This is a genomic window from Alteribacter salitolerans (assembly GCF_016901055.1).
Taxonomy (GTDB): domain Bacteria; phylum Bacillota; class Bacilli; order Bacillales; family Salisediminibacteriaceae; genus Alteribacter; species Alteribacter keqinensis.
In genome coordinates this window covers 524,920-542,587 of sequence record NZ_JAFEUX010000003.1, presented here as the reverse complement: position 1 = coordinate 542,587, position 17,668 = coordinate 524,920, and the positions used below count along the sequence as shown (strand labels likewise).

At 37.2% G+C, this 17,668-nt stretch carries 11 protein-coding genes; 1 reads left to right on the top strand and 10 read right to left on the bottom strand.

All coding sequences use genetic code 11. From position 1 onward, the window contains the following. The coding region (locus tag JSY36_RS08635) for a transposase (RefSeq protein WP_205166057.1) at positions 1–767 on the top strand (767 nt) is incomplete at its 5' end. Positions 768–901: 134 nt separating this feature from the next. Here the strand turns inward: JSY36_RS08635 and cuyB are convergent. The 10 genes from cuyB to JSY36_RS08585 form a co-directional block, all read right to left on the bottom strand. Next, positions 902–1,615, bottom strand: coding sequence for a cysteate racemase (cuyB, locus tag JSY36_RS08630; protein ID WP_205166056.1), 714 nt, complete (start codon positions 1,613–1,615; stop codon positions 902–904). 49 nt (positions 1,616–1,664) lie between these two features. Beyond that, the gene (locus tag JSY36_RS08625; protein ID WP_205166055.1) at positions 1,665–2,714 is read right to left on the bottom strand and encodes a CapA family protein; all 1,050 of its coding nucleotides are present in this window, start codon (positions 2,712–2,714) and stop codon (positions 1,665–1,667) included. A gap of 39 nt (positions 2,715–2,753) precedes the next feature. After that, positions 2,754–4,370 (bottom strand): acylphosphatase, encoded by a 1,617-nt coding sequence (locus JSY36_RS08620; protein WP_205166054.1) that lies wholly within the window; start codon positions 4,368–4,370, stop codon positions 2,754–2,756. Between the two features lie 25 nt (positions 4,371–4,395). Further along, positions 4,396–6,060, bottom strand: a complete 1,665-nt coding sequence (locus JSY36_RS08615; protein ID WP_205166053.1) for an acylphosphatase — start codon at positions 6,058–6,060, stop codon at positions 4,396–4,398. 21 nt (positions 6,061–6,081) lie between these two features. After that, positions 6,082–7,731: an acylphosphatase gene (locus tag JSY36_RS08610; RefSeq protein ID WP_205166052.1), complete on the bottom strand. Its 1,650-nt coding sequence runs from the start codon at positions 7,729–7,731 to the stop codon at positions 6,082–6,084. 9 nt (positions 7,732–7,740) lie between these two features. After that, the gene (locus JSY36_RS08605; RefSeq protein ID WP_205166051.1) at positions 7,741–9,387 is read right to left on the bottom strand and encodes an acylphosphatase; all 1,647 of its coding nucleotides are present in this window, start codon (positions 9,385–9,387) and stop codon (positions 7,741–7,743) included. A gap of 87 nt (positions 9,388–9,474) precedes the next feature. Continuing rightward, a complete protein-coding gene (locus JSY36_RS08600; protein ID WP_122899140.1) occupies positions 9,475–10,899 on the bottom strand; it encodes an ATP-grasp fold amidoligase family protein in 1,425 nt (474 codons plus the stop codon). Positions 10,900–10,913: 14 nt separating this feature from the next. Then, the gene (locus JSY36_RS08595; protein ID WP_183163861.1) at positions 10,914–13,568 is read right to left on the bottom strand and encodes a glycosyltransferase; all 2,655 of its coding nucleotides are present in this window, start codon (positions 13,566–13,568) and stop codon (positions 10,914–10,916) included. Beyond that, on the bottom strand, positions 13,537–16,089 hold the full coding sequence (locus JSY36_RS08590) for a glycosyltransferase (RefSeq protein ID WP_205166050.1): 2,553 nt from the start codon (positions 16,087–16,089) through the stop codon (positions 13,537–13,539). The genes JSY36_RS08595 and JSY36_RS08590 overlap by 32 nt, the downstream gene beginning before the upstream one ends. 34 nt (positions 16,090–16,123) lie before the next feature. Beyond that, on the bottom strand, positions 16,124–17,668 hold the full coding sequence (locus JSY36_RS08585; RefSeq protein WP_205166049.1) for an ABC transporter ATP-binding protein: 1,545 nt from the start codon (positions 17,666–17,668) through the stop codon (positions 16,124–16,126).

Below are 17,668 nucleotides of genomic sequence, written 5' to 3'. Positions count from 1 at the left end.
AAGAGGTGGTGGAAGAAAAAGAAATTAAGGTGAGTACAACAGATAAAGAAAGCGGCTACATGTTTAGAGATGGAAAGCCCGAAGGCTTCTTCTATTTGGATCATCGCACGACAGATCTAAAATACAATATTATTACTGATGTCCACTTAACACCAGGGAACATCCACGATTCCCGACCTTACCTTAATCGTCTGGATCGTCAAATAAAACGGTTTGGATTCAACGTTGAAGCTGTAGGACTGGACGCTGGTTATTTAACCATCCCATTATGTAAAGGGCTGGAAAACCGAAAGATTATGGGTGTCATCGCTCATCGCCGCTTTAAGCCGAAAAAAGGATATATGCCGAAGTGGAAATACATTTATGATAAGAAATCCAATACGTATACCTGCCCTAATGGAAGTACCTTGACTTATTCGACCACCAACCGTGAAGGTTATCGCCACTATCATTCCGATCCTAAAGATTGTGTAAACTGTCCACTTCTTGCACAATGTACAAACGCACAGAACCATAAAAAAGTGATTACACGCCACGTTTGGGAGGAGAGCAAGGAAAAAGTCAGGGAAAACAGGCTTTCAAAAGAAGGAAAACTGATTTACAAAAAAAGAAAAGAAACAATAGAGCGAAGCTTCGCGGATGCAAAACAGCTCCACGGGCTTCGCTATTGCCGGTTGCGCAGCTTGAAAGGTGCATCGGAACAAGCGATTATGACAGCCACAGCACAGAACATAAAGAAGATAGCAAACCACCTCACAGCCAGCTGAGAGGTGGTTTGCCCTATTTTTAAAAGGTATTTGCATCACTTAATTTCATTTTCTCCACATAAAGAAACCCACGCTTCAAAAAAGCGTGGGTTTCTCGACAGCCTGACTAATCTCTAAGATTAGTCTTTAATAGATTAAATATTTGCAAATAAGTTTGCACTACCTAATCTAACTGCTTCTTTTGCAAGTATTTTTATTGGATCAATAATAGGTAATTGAACAGATTTTTCATGTAATACTAAGCTTAATTCAGTACATCCAGCAATAACTCCATGTATATCGTTCCTTCTTAGAGTGTCTATGATCCTTTCCACTTCAAAGGTAGTTGCTGCAGTTACGTTACCAGCTTTTATACCGTCATAACCATATATTATATTCATTAAGTTTCTCTGTTCATCTGCTGTTGGTGTGAGAATTTGGCGGGTTAAGTATCTGTTATATACACCTGACTTAATTGATCCAGTAGTCGCTAATAACCCAACCCTTGTTAATGAAGGATAATGTTCACTTATATATCTTTCCACCAGTTCCATAGTGTTAATTATTTGAATTGGAGACTGCTTTTGGAGTTCAGGTAAGAAAGAGTGAGCAGTCATGCAAGGAATTATCGCTACATCAGCACCAATAAGATATAATTTCTTAAGATTTTCTAATAATTTTGGTACAGGGCTCTTCCCCTCTCCTAAAATGAATTTAGTACGATCAGGGACTTGTGGATCATTAATCACAATTGTACTTATATGATCCTGGTCAGTCTCTGCAATCGTATTATCAATAATGATATTGAATAATTCTGCTGTAGCGGCAGGCCCCATACCACCAAGTATCCCTATTGTTTTTCTTTGCATAAGTCAACACCACTTTTCTGCTAATACTCCGTACTCCATAGGGGGAATTTTATGAAATATCCATGTCAGGAACCCATTGAGAAAGCCTAGTTTTGAGTTCTTCATATACTTCATGTGAGTTAAACTCACCCATATCTGTTTTTATTACTTGTCTATTATTAACAATATCTTCGAAAAGAGACAATTTAAAATCACGATTATCAGTACTATCGACAAATGTTAGTTTTAACTTAGGCTTATCTATCTTTAACATTGTACTGTTTTTTGAAGGTTTTTCAACATCTATAGATAAGAACCCTCCAATTTGTCTATAAAGCCCCTCTTGACCAGTGAAAAAATTCCCCAGTGAGTAAGCTGCAAATGTACGCTTACCACGAGAATTTAATATATATTCAAAAGGTTGCAGTACATGAGGATGGTGACCTAATATAATATCCGCTCCTGCATCCGATAGATCGGCAGACACTTCTTTTTGCTCTGCAGAAGGGTTCAAATGATACTCTTTTCCAAAGTGCAAAGAAACTACAATCACATCTGCAATATCATTGTTTCTAATAGATTTAACCTTGTCTTTAATCTTTTTCAATTTTGCAGGTACAAATTTATCTACCATAAATGATTTATCGTCAGGTACTTTTATATTATTTGTACCCCTTGTATAAGATAAGAAACAAACCCTAAGTCCATTTTTATTTATTACCCGTAAATCATCTTGATCTGAAACTGATTTATATGCACCAACGTAAGATAGCCCAAGTTCGTCTAGGTTTTCAATAGACTTTAACAAACCTTCTTCTCCACGATCTAAAACATGGTTATTTGCTATATTCACCATATCAACGCCATAGTCTTTTAGAGTACTGCCAATTTCAATAGGGCTGTTAAATTTAGGGAAAGAAGATAAACCAATAGACTCCCCTGCAATAATAGACTCTTGATTAACTATCGTTATATCTCCTTGGTCAAAAAGTGGCTTTGCCTGTTCTAACTGAGGATTAAAATCATACCCTCCTAATATTCTCTTCGCCTTTTTAAATAATCGTTTATGAAGTAATATATCTCCTGTTGCACATAAAGTTATTTTCCTACTTTTATTCATTTAACACACTCCCTGAGTATCAAGAAAGGATACGTGTAATTATTTTGCATTAAGTTTTTTTAATACCTTCCTTAAAGGTAATGTATATTTCCATGATTTACTACTTTTTATCCTGGAATTTTCTTTTTTTAACTTTTCTAATTCAACCTTGAGGTCTGTTCTCTCTGGCGCTAAAACGTTTTTTTCTTTTTGTTTCTTTGTTTTATATGCATCATTTTTAATTTCGAAACCTGTTTTTAAAGGCTTTTCCCAACTGTACTCTGTAACTCTCTGCACTGCGGCTTTACTGGGACCTTTATGACAGGTAGATTTAAAATTGCTTACTTTTGTTTCGTCTGTACCTGCAACTACAACTACTACACGACCGTTTTTCAAATTCCTCGTATAACCATGCAAACCTTGCTGTAGAGCTTTCCTTCGAATCCATTGTCTATACCCGACTTTTTGAACTTTTCCACTAACGATATATTTTTTTGCATAAAGTTTTCCCTGTTCTGCCGGAAGGATCTTAAGTTCTTCAACCAATGAAGACTCAAAAGGAGCTTTGATACTATTAAAATCAAAGGAAAGACTAGCTTTTTCTACTCCTTTGGACTCTGGAAAGTAATAATCTATTATTGCGGAAGGAATATCACGAGCTAACCCCTTTTCCGGAAATAAGTGTGACCCGATCATTGCAGTTGCATTGATTTCAATTACTGCAGCCGTATTGTTTCTATGATCAACAATCAAATCTAAACCCGCTTGAGGGAGGTCAGGGATTGCTTTAAGAGAATCCACGGCTATTTTCTTTACCTTATCAGATAATTTATCAGTTGCATCAACCGGCTCTCCTCCGGATGAAAGGCTGTTTTTCTTTCTGAGGTAAATTGTTTTACCATCCTCAAGTACACTATTAAGGCTGTATCCACCATACTCGATGCATTGGACAACTTCGTAATCAATCTTAATATGACGCTTAGATAAATGTGGATTATCTTTTTTTTCTTTATTTTTTATCTTAATAAGTTCTTCAATGGTTTTTGATCCGTCACCGGTAACATTAGGTGGTAATTTTTCAACTGCTCCAATAACTTGATCATTAACAACATAGACTCGATACTCAGTTCCTTCAATATATTTTTCTAATATAATATCAGAATATCCCAGTTCATCCTTTACATACCCTAGTGCCCCTAATAATCCCTTTTCATCTAGGATATTAGCAATAACTCCCTTTCCTAAACTACCATTGGTAGGCTTCAACACTAGAGGATATCCTATATCACAAGCATAGCTTAACACTTCTTCATTTGTATGCTTCTCAGTAAACCTCCTACCTTCAGGGGATGGAACACCAAATCTTTTAAGGTATTCTTTAGTAAGGTTTTTATCTTTGCATATTTCGATCGCTTCCTCAGTTACCTCATCTCCCCGTGAACGAAAGAAGAAATGAGTTTGTTTATCTGATGCCAGTGAGAACAATCTGGCAGGTAACTTCTTGTTTCCAACTGTAGTTATATCTGTTTTAGTAGTCTCACTGGAGTGCCACTCTAGAATAAGTCCTCTTCTCCAGCCTTCCAGCGCAATAACATAAGGGCAAAGAGTAGTACCTCTGGCATCATAAACAACATCGTTTGTTACTCCAGGCAGCCAGTTTTTTTTATTTGAGCTCACTAGAATACTCACACCTTTATTAAAATTAATTAGTAACTTTTTTAAACCATGCAACGATATTAAATAGTGTACTTATTTTTCTAAAAATCGAAGTATATTTCCATGAGTTACTAAGCTCAATTTGAATACTTGATTTTTCTAATTTCCTTTTTTCTTTCTCTACTTTTTTTATTTCTTTCTCCATCTTTTTGAGAGATGACTCTACTGATTTTATACTTGATAAGTTCATACCTTCACTTATTTCAAATCCCACTTTTACTGGCTCTTTCCAATTTTCTTCTGTAATTTTTTTTATCTTTACATTCATCTCATGTTGAGTAATAATCTCTTTAAAGTTATGAACCACATCTTTATTTGTACCAGCTATAATAACCTCTATAGAACCGTCCATTTGGCTATTAATATATCCATGCAAATTTCTGTCAAGTGCTTCTTTTTTTATATATTTTTGAAATCTTACAGACCTGACTGAACCTGAAATTTTGTATTTCCTTCCATGAACTTTCCCAATTGGCGCGGGAGAAACTTCAACCTCCACGGCTGACCTACTTTGTAATGGTTCTAAAACAGTATTTAAATCAAAATAGAAGTCCGACTTTTTCTTTTTATTTTCTTTTGTTTCCGGAAAATAATAATCAATAATCGCACTTGGAATATCTCTAGCTCTGCCTTTAACAGGGAAAAGAATACCACCTATTTGTGCAGTAGGGTTTAACTCAATAACTACTCCAGATTGTTTTTCGGGGTTACTGGTATCTATAATGATGTCAACCCCGCCATGGTACAAACCGGGGACTGCATTAACAGCATCTATAGCAATTTGCTTAATTTCTTTATCAAGTTCATCTGTAACGTCAACGGGATCTCCACCTGCTGAAACATTGGTTTTTTCCTTTAGGTAAATTTCTTCCCCTTTTCCTGGTATGCTATCCAGGTCGTAGCCAGCATCATTAATAAAGTCTAATGTTTCTTGATCAATTTCAATTAGACAGCTAAAGAGACGTGGGTTCTTTTTTCTTTCTTTATTCTTTAATTCAATTAATTCGAAAATGGTAAGATTTCCATCACCAATAATTCTAGCAGGCAACCTATTATAAGCAGCAATGACCTTATCTTCAACTACATATACTCTATATTCATCTCCAGGTACATATCTTTCCACGATTACTTCGAGGTACCCCAGGTCTAAACGAACATACTTCAGTGCTTTCTTAAGCTCTATAGGGTTTCTAATATTAGTGATAACGCCATTCCCCAGACTACCATTTAGTGGTTTAAGTACAACAGGAAAGTTTATCTCTGTTGATAGGGATAAAATTTCTTCATTAGAAACATTTTCAGAAAATACATGTCCTTCTGGAACAGGAACACCAGCTTTTGATAGCAATATTTTTGTCTCATCTTTATCAGACCCTATTTCAACAGCTTCATTTGTAACTTTATCCCCTCTAGTTCTAAAAAAATAATGCGTTCTTCCTTCAGAACTAAGTGAAAAAAGTCTTCCTGGTGGATTAACTCCAAATGTAATCATGTTATCAAACTTCCCACTATCAATGGTATACCATTTTAACTTTAAGCCCCTTCTCCACCCTTCAAGTGCTACTGCATAGGCACAAAGCTTTGTTTTTCTGGCACCTTTTACTGTTTCACTGGTTAAATGTGGGAGGCTAATTGATTGGATGCTCTCCATTTAAGTACCTCCTATCATATTTTATTTAACTAAATTAAGCATTTTTTTAGCAAATTTACGTATTGGAGAGGTGTACCTCCAAGTTTTACTTTTAATAACGCTATTGTACTTTTTCTCGGCTTTTTTCTTTTGATTCCTCAACTTTGCAATATCTTCTAAATACTCCTTTTTCATTTGGAAGTTAATCTTTTGTTCATTTCTAAGATTTTGTTCAATTTTTTTTATGTTATTATTTTCTTTTATTAATTCGAATCCAATTTTCACTGGTTTTGACCATGAGGAAACTTCTACATCATCGATCTCAATATTAGTGGGCTCCTCTGTTTGAATAATCTCTACTAAACCCTCTACATCTTTCTTTTTCCCCACCGTAACTAAGTGAATCTCATTAGGAGATTTCCTTTCCAGTGAGCCACTGATATCTAACTTCTGTGCCTTTCTCTTTAGCCACCTATAATAATTCGCTTTGCAAACATCACCTTGTATGAGAATACTTTTAAACATCAAAGTTTCTGAATATATTGAAGGTACCTTAATTTCCTCTAAAGTTCTATCATTTAACTTTTGGAATATTGTTTCAAAATCAAAGTAAAGTAATTGCTGTTTTTTAGAGTTGTTTTTTTTATTATTTTTGGTTTCAGGGAAGTAACAATCTATTATAAAGGAAGGAATATCACGAGCTTCACCAACCATTGGGAATAAATGCATTCCTATGCCGGCCCTAGTGTTTGCCTCAATGACATAACCTGTATCTTTTTCTTTATTTACTATAATGTCTATGCCACCTTGAATTAAACCTATAGTCTCGCACGCTCTTGTTGCTATATCTTTAATATTATTCGTTAAGTCATCTGTAACATCAATTGGATCTCCGCCTGTAGAAATATTACTTGTTCTCCTTAGATAGAATTGAGCATTTTTTCCCAATATACTTTCCAGTGAATAGCCTCCTTGATCAAGATTCCTTATTAGTTCCTTATCTACTTTAATTAATCTGCTACTTAAGTTTGGGTTTCTCTTCCTTTCTTTATTCTTTTTTTCAATGAGTTCTTTTACTGTAGAAACACCATCACCTATGATGTTAGCAGGTACTCTATTTGTAGCAGCAATAACTTCACCTTTTACTACATACACTCTATATTCATCGCCTTCAACAAACTCTTCCACAATAACATCTTTGAAACCAAGTTCTCCTCTTACATACTTAAGAGAATCACTCAGTTCTTCAAGGGTGTTTATCCCTGCAATTACTCCTTTCCCTAGGTTTCCATTAGTAGGCTTTAAAACTATAGGGAAATTTAAAGTTGATGATCTTTGTAAAATTTCGTCATCTGTAGAACCCTCACTGAATTCTTTACCACGAGGAACCGGGACTTCGGCATTAATTAATTTTTCTTTAGTAAGAATTTTACTTTTTGCTATTTTCATTGTTTGAGGGGTGACTAAATCCCCTTTAGATACAGCAAAATGGTGGACTTTTTCATTGTTCCTGAGACTATATGTTACTTCAATTTTATTCCCTCGTTTATGTGAATAAAAAGTTAATTCCAGGCCTCTTCTCCAGCCTTCCAAAGCTATAGAATACATGCTAAGCTTATCGCCTCTTGCTGCTGAAGGAACAATTGCTTTTCCATTCAAGTGAGGCAGCCAATTATACTTAAGCTCTGTCATAATAATTCTCTAGCCTACCTTTCTCTTTAGGAACTTGACTAAGTCATTTAGCTTCCGGAAAGGAAATGTTATTCTCCAAGAGAAGCTTTTTGTAAACTTTTTATTGTGTTTCTCTATGTCACGAAGTTCTCTTTTTAAATTACTCATCTGCTGTTTCATAAATCTAAATTGTTCTATCTGAGTTTTTAAATCCGCTTTAACTTCAAATCCGATTTTTACAGGATCAGTCCAATCTTCTTGGATAATCTCATAGACTGCAGAACGTTCCGGATCTTCTAACAATGCATTTTTAAAATCATCAATAGATTCTTTACAGGTACCTAGAACCACTACTTCTATATCACTATTACTTAGATTTTTTACAAATCCACTTAACTTTCTTTCAAAAGCCTGTTTTCTTAAACCCCTATGGTAGGATATGTTTTGCACATTTCCTTTAACGGTGTATTTAGAAGCATAGATCTTACCAAGGGGTGCCGGGGATACTGTAGCAATTGAAGACGTTCTTGAAACTAGAGGTTCCAGGACATCAGTCAGTGAAAAATAAATTTTATCATAATCAGTTTTTGTACCAATTGTTTCCGGGAAATAATATTCTATAATGGCACTTGGAACATCTCTAGATTTCCCTTTAATAGGGAATAATAAAGATCCAATTTGTGCGCTTGGGTTCAATTCAATGACTTCTACTTTATCATTATATTTTCCCTCCTCTTTATCTACCATAAGATCAACAGCACCTTGAACTAACCCTGGAACTGAGTTCAAGGCAGCAATTGCAGTTTCTTTAACAATTACAGAAACTTCGTCGAGGACATCGTAGGGATCACCACCTATTGATATATTGCTCTTATTAGTTAAATATACAAGCTCTCCTTTTGCCGGTATGCTTGTAAAAGTATAATTGTTACTATTAATAAAGTATTTCATATCATCATTTATTTTTATTGGGCAGCTTATAAGTCGCGGGTTCTTTTTTCTCTCTTGATTCTTAAGGTCAATTAGTCCTTTTATTGTATTTACACCATCACCTATAACATTGGCAGGAACTCTCTTAATTGCACCAACTACCTTGTCACCAACTACATAGATTCTTAGATCCTCACCTTTAACATGTTGCTCAATTATAATATCATTAAATCCTAACTGAACATTTAAGTAATGTAGAGCTTGCACTAATTCAGGTTCTTCTAGAAGGTTTGTTATTACACCTCTTCCAAAACTACCATCTGTTGGCTTAACAACAACAGGAAAACCTATTTCAGATGCGTATTTTATAATTTCTTCTTGATTGCCTTTACTATCCTTAAATCTTTTACCTTTTGGGGTAGGGACACCTGCTTTAATCAAGTGTTTTTTAGTCTCTTCTTTGTCTCCCCCAATCCTTACAGCTTCATTTGTAACTTTATCTCCTCGTGTTCTAAAGAAATAGTGTGTTTTATCTTCAGAACTTAAACTGAATAGTTTGCCCGGACGATCTACAAACCAGGTATCCATTTCACTGAACTTTTCAGAATCCTTTGCATGCCACCTTAACGTAAGCCCTCTTCTCCAGCCTTCCAGCGCTATTGCATATGCGTCTAATTCAGGGCCCCTCGCATCAGATACAATTTCCTCTGTCAGGTGTGGAAGCCACGAGACTTGATTTTCAACCATTAAAATTGCCACCTACTATCTATTAATCTTGAATAATTTCTTGTATTGTATTAAGCTTACTGCAATCAGTCTATTTGACCTATCCATTTATGTCAATTTCTTTAGGAAATAGTCGAATTTCTTACCATTTAATAGATCATAAAACAAACGATTTTCAGCTCGCAACATAGCCTCTCCCAGGTTTTGATCTATTGCCTCATTAAATTCTTCATAATTCCCAGGTTTTGGAGTGAATTCTCCAAAAACCAAGCCATCGTTAGTAGCAAGAAAATCAATTCTTACAAAAGGTGAAGGAATTTTCTTGCTCAATTCAGAGGCCACTATTATGTCCTTTTCTCTAAAGCCTTTTCCAATAAATAATTCATGACTATATTTACCTGTCTCGATGCGTTTTCCATCAGGCAGCCACCAGCAATACTTCAGTTCCGGAGATCTTACTACTTCTAAAACGAGGGCAACTTCTCCATAAAACGTATAAAACTTAAGATCTCTTGCAGGGGTAGTATTTGATGCATCCTCTAAAATAAGTTCCTCCAAAACCCACCGGTCTTCTGAAACCCATTTTAATTTGAGGTCTTCTTCCATACTCTCACGAAGCTGCTCCTGGCTTCCGAGTGTGCGACCTCTTTTGATATCACGAATGCTGTCATTATTTAAGACTAGATAAACACCTCTAGAACCTGCCCCTTTAACAGGTTTAATTACCACCCCTGTTTTTTCGGGTAGGTGTAAACGATCGTAAGCTTTAGACACCCATGGTCTTTTCAATCCTAAGTGGTCTAAAAATTCGAAAGCTGTCACTTTATCGTCCAAAAAGCCTTCTGGTAGCAGATCTAGTTGCCTTTTTCTCGCCCTTACTGTTAATCCTTGACGAAAAGACGAAACGGAGGATAGTGAAAAGTCCCCGTTGTTCTCCCCATGGCGAACGATGTATTCAGGTGTTTCACAGCTATTCAGACCAGTAAGAATCTTCTGGTAAGCTACACTTTTATAGTCTGATAAATCTCTCCTGAACAGTCGTCCTGCATAGTGAAGGAGAGAAACAAACTCGTAATCCCTGCATTGTTTTAACCTACTTAACTCTTCAATATAATCAATGACTGAACCATCTTTTTTTGCTCTTTTAAGCTGGTCCTTGAGGTGGTCACGATCAAAGGGAGTTTGATCTGCTTTTAAGGACATTATTTGTACATTTTGTTTGTGAAGGATTTGTTTAGTTTCTTTTATTTCCTGAACAAGCTCTTCATTTTCCTTTTTTAAACAATCAAAAGCCTCATCTTTGCGGTTACGATTGAAAGGGGAGCCTAATTTATGCTTTAAGTATCTCAAAGGCTTTATCAATTTCCATAACCTGCTGTTTTCAATTTGAGCTTTTCTTTTATTTATCTGCTTTGATTGAACGTGTAGTGTTTGCAATTGTGATTCTTTTTCAAATAATTCCTCCACAAGCTCCGCTTCTCGTTCATTTTCCACATACAGGTCATCTTTTTTATTTTTCTGTGTTTCTTCCATCTGACCACCCCCCTTTATTCAGGTTTAAAAGAAATTCTTTTTAGATGCTTCGTGTATCCAAAGTGAAGATCGACGAATGTTTTTGCTTTTTCTACTTGTTTTTTGTAATAACGATCATCATTCATCAGCCGGTCAATCTCTTCTCTGACCCCTTCAGGACTTGAATAAATAGCCGCATCACCGAAGAGTTCTTTATACTGTGGCGGAATGATAACAGGGACTCCGGCAGCCATGGCTTCGAAGATGACTCTTCCGAATGCTTCCACCCAATCCGGATGTGTATAATAAACAAATACATCGAGATTTTTTAGAAAGTGCCTCGGATGAACGTGACCAAACTCCATTACACGCCAATTAGTCGGAAGTTCTCCCATCACCTTTTTTGGAGCATTGGCTCCCCCAAGTATAAAGACCTCATATGGATCTTCTTCCGGATAAACCTTCAAAATTTCTTCTTTGCTGGAAGGCCATTTTACATATTGATCACGGGAATGTCTGCCGATTTTTATCGTGTTTGAATGAGAGGGACGGGTTGTCCTTTGCCATTCCTCTACATCAATAATATTCACCCAATCCTCGTCTGATAGTGAGATCGACTTTAATTCTTTATGATGGTATTTGTACAGTGTTTCACGGACTAGTGGACCGATTGGATACCAAGTGGCCGGCTTGCGGAAATATTTCTCCAGGTTCTTTGCACACTTTTCAATTCGGTAAAGCGTCCCCCCACCTTTGCTATATTCTCTTTTAGGAGGCTGGTTCACAATTACCTTGATGGATTTCGCTTCAACATCAGGGAGATATCGTTGCCACTCCTCAAGAACAGGAGGATGGCGGATAATAAGAACATCGCAACTTACTTTCTCACCGTATACCAACATTTGCACTTGGTCACCGTCGATTAGTTCCCTAATAGCAGGATTTGTTTCTTTTCTGGAAGTAAAATCGTAACGATTCATTTGAATTAAACCTGTACGAAGACCTTCTCTTTTCTGAGCTTTAATCTCCTCAACATTGGACATGTTCGTCCCGCCCATTAAACGAAACTCAGATGCAATAACAACATCTAAATGACGCCTTCTCTCTCTTGTTTCTCTTTTCACTTTCATAGAATCAGGAACAGGGTAAGGACGTATATTTAAAGGAAAGTCATAGTAAAGTGACTTGCCGGATTGATGGTAGTTAGAATAACTGTGAAAATACTCCTTCCTTGCCCCCATAAAGTATCCGTGAAAGCCAAAAACATCATTTCCTGTAAGAGACCCTTCCGTTTGTCTTTGAAATGATAAAGGTCCTGTTTTTAAATCAACAACAGCATTATCGCCAAATATAAGCTTTAATCGACGCTTAAATTCACCATCTGCACCAAAGCGGACAGTATCCCAATACCCTAATTCTTTTAATACGGGTTCCCGTCGGAATAAAAGGGAAGACATGTTTGCAAAAATATAGTTTCCCGGCTTTCCACGCCGATAGAATACTAACTCTTCTGTTGTTCTCGCCTGTTCTGAAGTATTCGCTATAACTGAAGGGTTCTCGAGTAAATGAGAAAGCTGGATCGCTATCTTCTCAGGATGTGACCAATCATCTGCATCATTGATCGTAATAAAATCTCCTTTAGAATGATCTATAGCAAGATTTCTTGCTGCGTAAGCTCCCCCATTTTTTTTTGCTTCAACTAATTTAATCCTTCGATCTTTTGTGGAGTATGCTTTTACAATTGATTTCGTTTCATCTGTACTGCAATCATCCACCACAATAACTTCTATATTTCGCCAACTTTGCTTGAGTATGCTCTCTATGGAAGTGGAAATAACACCCTCTGCATTATAAGCAGGTATGATGACTGTAACAAGAGGGTCGCTACTTCCTTGTAAATTGACTCCGGAAACAGCACATGTTAAAGAATCATACAACGTTCTTCCCTTTTTATCCGTTTTGCTTATCTGCTTTAACCCGTAATTGGTAAGTGCATTGTTAATCCATTTCAAACGCTCTTCTTCGTTTGATGCCAAACTTGCCCTTGCAAGAAACAGATCCGGGTGATTATTCTTTACCATTATGCTTTCCAAAAGATCTATTCCTTCAGATGGTTTACCAATGAGATGTAAACACTCTGCTTCAACAATCCCTATCTTCTTCTGGAACTCCCGTCTAATCCCGTTTCTATTTATTTCATTAAGATAGTGAAGTGCTTTTTCCGCATCAGTAAAGTTTTGTTGATTTGCATGCCACAAGGCTAGTTCCCAAGCTGTTTCGTTTCTTAATATTTTGTTATCTGCTTTATTAAAAAGAGTATTTAATTCTTCTAAAGCTTTTAATGAAAATCCGGATTCATAGAGTTTGTATTTAATTTTTTTAATCTTTTGTTTAGCATTGTTCTTCTTCCAGGATGAACTAAACACTTGTTTGAAATTCTTTCTTCGAAGCATGAGTTGAACGGAAAGCTTCGCTATTCGTTTACATCCTTTTAAAGTCAACCAGGCCCTGCTTCGCTTAATAGCCTGATATTCAGATTCAAGGCTTCTCAACTCGTTCTTATTTAACCTATTTTCCCTTTCAAGAGTAGCAATCTCACTATTCAATTCTTCTAACCTGCATTGCCGGTCTTTATTCTTTTGTTCATTTTCATGCATGCTATTTGGCCGGCCGTGACCTGAACTTTCCATTTGAAATGCTCTCCAATCTAGAAGCATGTTTCTCGTATCCAAAGTGACGATTGACATATACAAAAGCTTTTTCCACTTGTTCGTTATACAACTGTGGCTTTTTCATAAGCTCATTTATCTTTTCTTGGACGTCATCGGGCTCTGCATAAATCGCAGCTTCTCCAAACAACTCTTTATACGAAGGTGGAATAATAACAGGGACCCCTGCAGCCATGGCTTCGAATATAACCCTTCCAAACGCCTCTACCCAATCAGGATGTGTATAATAAACAAAAACATCAAGATCTGCTAAAAAATCTTTCGGGTGGATCTCGCCAAACTCTTTTACCTTCCAATTTAAAGGAATATTACCTAGTACTTTCTTCGGGGCGGAACAACCACCCAAAACATGAATTTCGTATTTATTAGAATCAGGATAGATTTTTAAAAGTTGGTCCTTATCATTTGGCCACTTTACGTATTGATCTCTCGAATGACGCCCTACCTTTATACTCGATGCTTGTCTTGGTAATGTTGACCTTCTCCATTCCGACACGTCAATAATATTAACCCAATCTTCTTCATCTACTTCGACTTGATTCAGTTCTTTTTCATGGTGGACTAATAAGGCATCTCTAATTTGCGGACCGATAGGAGCCCACACTCCGGCTGAACCGAAATATTCTTGCATGTGGCCAACACAGGCGTCAATTGTATAAAGAGTTTCTCCGTTGTCACTATAATCTCGCTTTGGTGGTTGATTTACAATGACGTGTGTATGCTTAGCTTCTATAGTAGGAATGTACTTTTGCCACTCCTGCAATATTGGGGGGTGACGTACAATCAAAACATCACAACTTACTTCTTCCCCATAGGAGACAACTTGGACTTTATCTCCGTCAATCCATTCACGAACTTTTGGGTTCATTGCATCCACTGAGTTTAAATCATAACGAGACAGTTGAACTAACCCTGTTCGAAGACCTTTCGCTTTTTGAGCCTTTATTTCTTCAATGTTTGACATGTTTGTTCCACCGAGCAACCTGAACTCCGATGCAATGATAACATCAAAGTGGCGCGCTCCATCTTGCTTTTTTTCGCCTTTCGGCCACATCGGCTCCGGTGCTGGGAAGGGTCTGTTTTTTTGAGGAAACTCATAATAGAGTTTTTCTTTAGGTACCGTTTGATGATAAAAGGTATTTGCTTCGTCATACTCTTTCCTTACACCCATAAAATATCCAGGGAATCCAAAAGCAGAATGACCAGTTAAAGAGGAATCCGATTGCCTTTGGAAAGAAAGAAGAGAGGACTTTAATTCAACTATAGCCTTTTCTCCAAATAAAACTTTCAATCGTTTTAAAAACTCGGAATCACCCGCAAAGCGAACACAGTCCCAATAACCTAATGAACTCATTACTTCTTTTCTTCTAAACATAAGAGAAGACATGTTTTTGAAAATATAAATACCCGGCTTCCCTCTTCGATAAAACTTCAGATCCTCTGTAGCTCGTGCTTGTTGTGAAAAGTTACCTATTACTTGAGGATTTTTCATTAAATGCCGGGCCTGCACTTCAATTTTTTGTGGGTGAGACCAGTCGTCAGCATCATTAATCGTAACAAAGTCTCCCGATGCCTGTTTTAAAGCAAGGTTTCTGGAAACATAAGCTCCGTTATTGGCAGTTCCTTTTATCAATGTCACTCGTGGATCTTTTTCTACATATTCTTGAACGATTTCTACTGTATTGTCTGTGCTGTAGTCGTCCACCACTAAAACTTCAAGGTTTTCCCATGTTTGTGTTAAAAGGGATTCGATAGCCGTTTTTATACTTTCTCCAGCGTTGTATGCGGGCACAACAACAGTTACTCTTGGTTGTACAGAAGCAGTAATTTCAGCTTGTCCCGCTTTACTTCCGATTCGATCGTAAAGTGTCTTGCCTTTGCCTTCCTTTAAAAAGATCTCTGTATAGTCATGCTTCTCAAGAGCTTTATTAATCCAATCAATCCTTTTAGATGCATCGCCTTCCAAACTTGCAGCAGCGAGGTACAGATCAGGGTGTTTAGATAAAGACAAGGCTTGTTCAATCAACTGTTTAGCTTTACCACTTTCACCTAACAGGTTATAACTTTCCGCTTTAAGGATGGCAGCTCTTCTCAAATTACTTTTATCTCGGTCGCTTTTAATAGCAACATCTATAAACCTTAAGCATTTTTTAGCGCCTTCCACACTGTAGGTGTTAGCGTGCCAGGTTGCCAATTCCCAAGCAGCGAGCCTCGTTAAATAAGCATCTTCACCGGACTTTACAATGTCTTCAAGGTCTTTTAGCCCCTTTTTCGTAAATCCAAGGTTATAAAGACGATACTTCAAGCGCTCGATCTTCCTTACTTGATTTCTGTTTGTACCAGGCTTAATGATCCTCTTTAGCCTGTTCTTTTGTTCCTGAGTGAATAGGTTGGCAATTTGTTGTTTCTGCTTTGTGCTTAACACTTTGTAAAGCAATAAATCCACGCTATTTGTTATCCCTTTTTTAAACATACGAAGCATACGAACACCGCCAAAATTTTTCATTTTAATTTTACTATTTAACCTGCTGTTTCTTTGCCTGAACGGATTCCCTATATTGACTTACAACCTCTTCAGCAACTCCGTCTCCCCTCACTTGACCTTTTTCCATCCAAATGGCTCGGGTACAGACAGTTTCCACAAACTTCATGCTATGAGAAACAATAATGACCGCTTTTGCATTCTCCATCATTTCCTGAATTTTTTCACTTGCCTTCTGTTTGAATGCAGCGTCCCCTGTAGAAAGGGCTTCGTCTATAATGAAAATATCCGGTTGCAGAGTGGCTGCAATACTGAATCCCAGCCTTGCCCTCATACCACTTGAGTACCCTTTCACCGGTTTATCAATTGACTTTTCCAACTCTGAAAACGCAATGATTTTGGGGCTGTCACCTTCTACCCTTTGTTTAGGTATACCCAGTAACATTCCGTTTAGATAAATATTATCCCTTCCCGTCAACTGGTCATTAAATCCCGTTCCGTAGCCTAATAGGGATGACGTTTCTCCATTGATTTTGATGGATCCTCCGTCAGGAGCCAGAATATTGGTAAGCACTTTGCAAAGGGTGCTTTTACCAGCCCCGTTATGTCCTATAATTCCCACTACTTCCCCTTGCTTAATATTGAAATTAACGTCCTTTAAAGCCCAGTGTGTTTCTTTCTTATGTTTAAATGAGATGCTCACATTTTTCGCGTTAATAACAGTGCTATCTTTGAGGTGAGCCTCGGTCTTTTTAAGCTCGAGCTTTTTATTCATCCTCCTCTTTGGCGGAGGAATGGTTGCTTTATATTTTTTTAATATATCCTTTGGCTCCCCTATATCTTTAATTGACCCGTTGTCCAGCCAAATAAGGCGATCGCAATTTTTCCTGGCATAACGAAGGCTGTGGGTTACCAGAATAACCATCTTCGCTTTCGACACCAGCTCTTTCATTTTCTCTGCTGCTCTACGACCAAATGCAGCGTCTCCGGTATTCAATGCTTCATCAAGTATTAAGATTTCCGGCTCAAGAAAAGCAGCTACACTAAAGCCCAGTCTCGCTTTCATGCCACTGGAATAAGTCTTCATTGGTCTGTCAATAAAATCCCCCAAACCTGAAAATTCATGAATATCTTCAATTGATTGAGTGATCTTTTCCTTTTCAATACCAATCATCATACCGTTTAAATAAATGTTTTCTCTGCCTGTCAACTCTTTATTGAATCCCATACCCAGCGAGAACAAAGCGGATACTCGCCCGTCCGCTGTGACACTTCCTTCATCAGGTTTAAGAATACCGGACAAAAGCTTACATAGGGTAGTTTTTCCCGCTCCATTTGAACCGATAATGCCTAAAATTTCCCCTTTATAACCTTCGAAACTAATATTTTTAAGTGGCCATACCGTCTTGTTAGATGACTTTGTTTTGTCTTTATCCTTACTAAAAAAATCAATCACATGGGACTTATAGTCATCTTTGCGGAAACCTGAATTAAAGGACACTCCTAGATCTTGAGCTCGCAAAACAACTTCTTTATGTTCATCCGCCAGTTGGTCAACCATACTGTTTTTTAAAGACAT

Excerpts from the sequence above, each read along its gene's own strand:
- JSY36_RS08585 (WP_205166049.1), bottom strand. The coding sequence starts at position 17,668 with ATGTCTTTAAAAAACAGTATGGTTGACCAACTGGCGGATGAACATAAA.
- JSY36_RS08590 (WP_205166050.1), bottom strand. The coding sequence starts at position 16,089 with ATGCTTCGTATGTTTAAAAAAGGGATAACAAATAGCGTGGATTTATTG.
- JSY36_RS08625 (WP_205166055.1), bottom strand. The coding sequence starts at position 2,714 with ATGAATAAAAGTAGGAAAATAACTTTATGTGCAACAGGAGATATATTA.
- JSY36_RS08610 (WP_205166052.1), bottom strand. The coding sequence starts at position 7,731 with ATGACAGAGCTTAAGTATAATTGGCTGCCTCACTTGAATGGAAAAGCA.
- JSY36_RS08600 (WP_122899140.1), bottom strand. The coding sequence starts at position 10,899 with ATGGAAGAAACACAGAAAAATAAAAAAGATGACCTGTATGTGGAAAAT.
- JSY36_RS08615 (WP_205166053.1), bottom strand. The coding sequence starts at position 6,060 with ATGGAGAGCATCCAATCAATTAGCCTCCCACATTTAACCAGTGAAACA.
- JSY36_RS08605 (WP_205166051.1), bottom strand. The coding sequence starts at position 9,387 with ATGGTTGAAAATCAAGTCTCGTGGCTTCCACACCTGACAGAGGAAATT.
- cuyB (WP_205166056.1), bottom strand. The coding sequence starts at position 1,615 with ATGCAAAGAAAAACAATAGGGATACTTGGTGGTATGGGGCCTGCCGCT.
- JSY36_RS08595 (WP_183163861.1), bottom strand. The coding sequence starts at position 13,568 with ATGGAAAGTTCAGGTCACGGCCGGCCAAATAGCATGCATGAAAATGAA.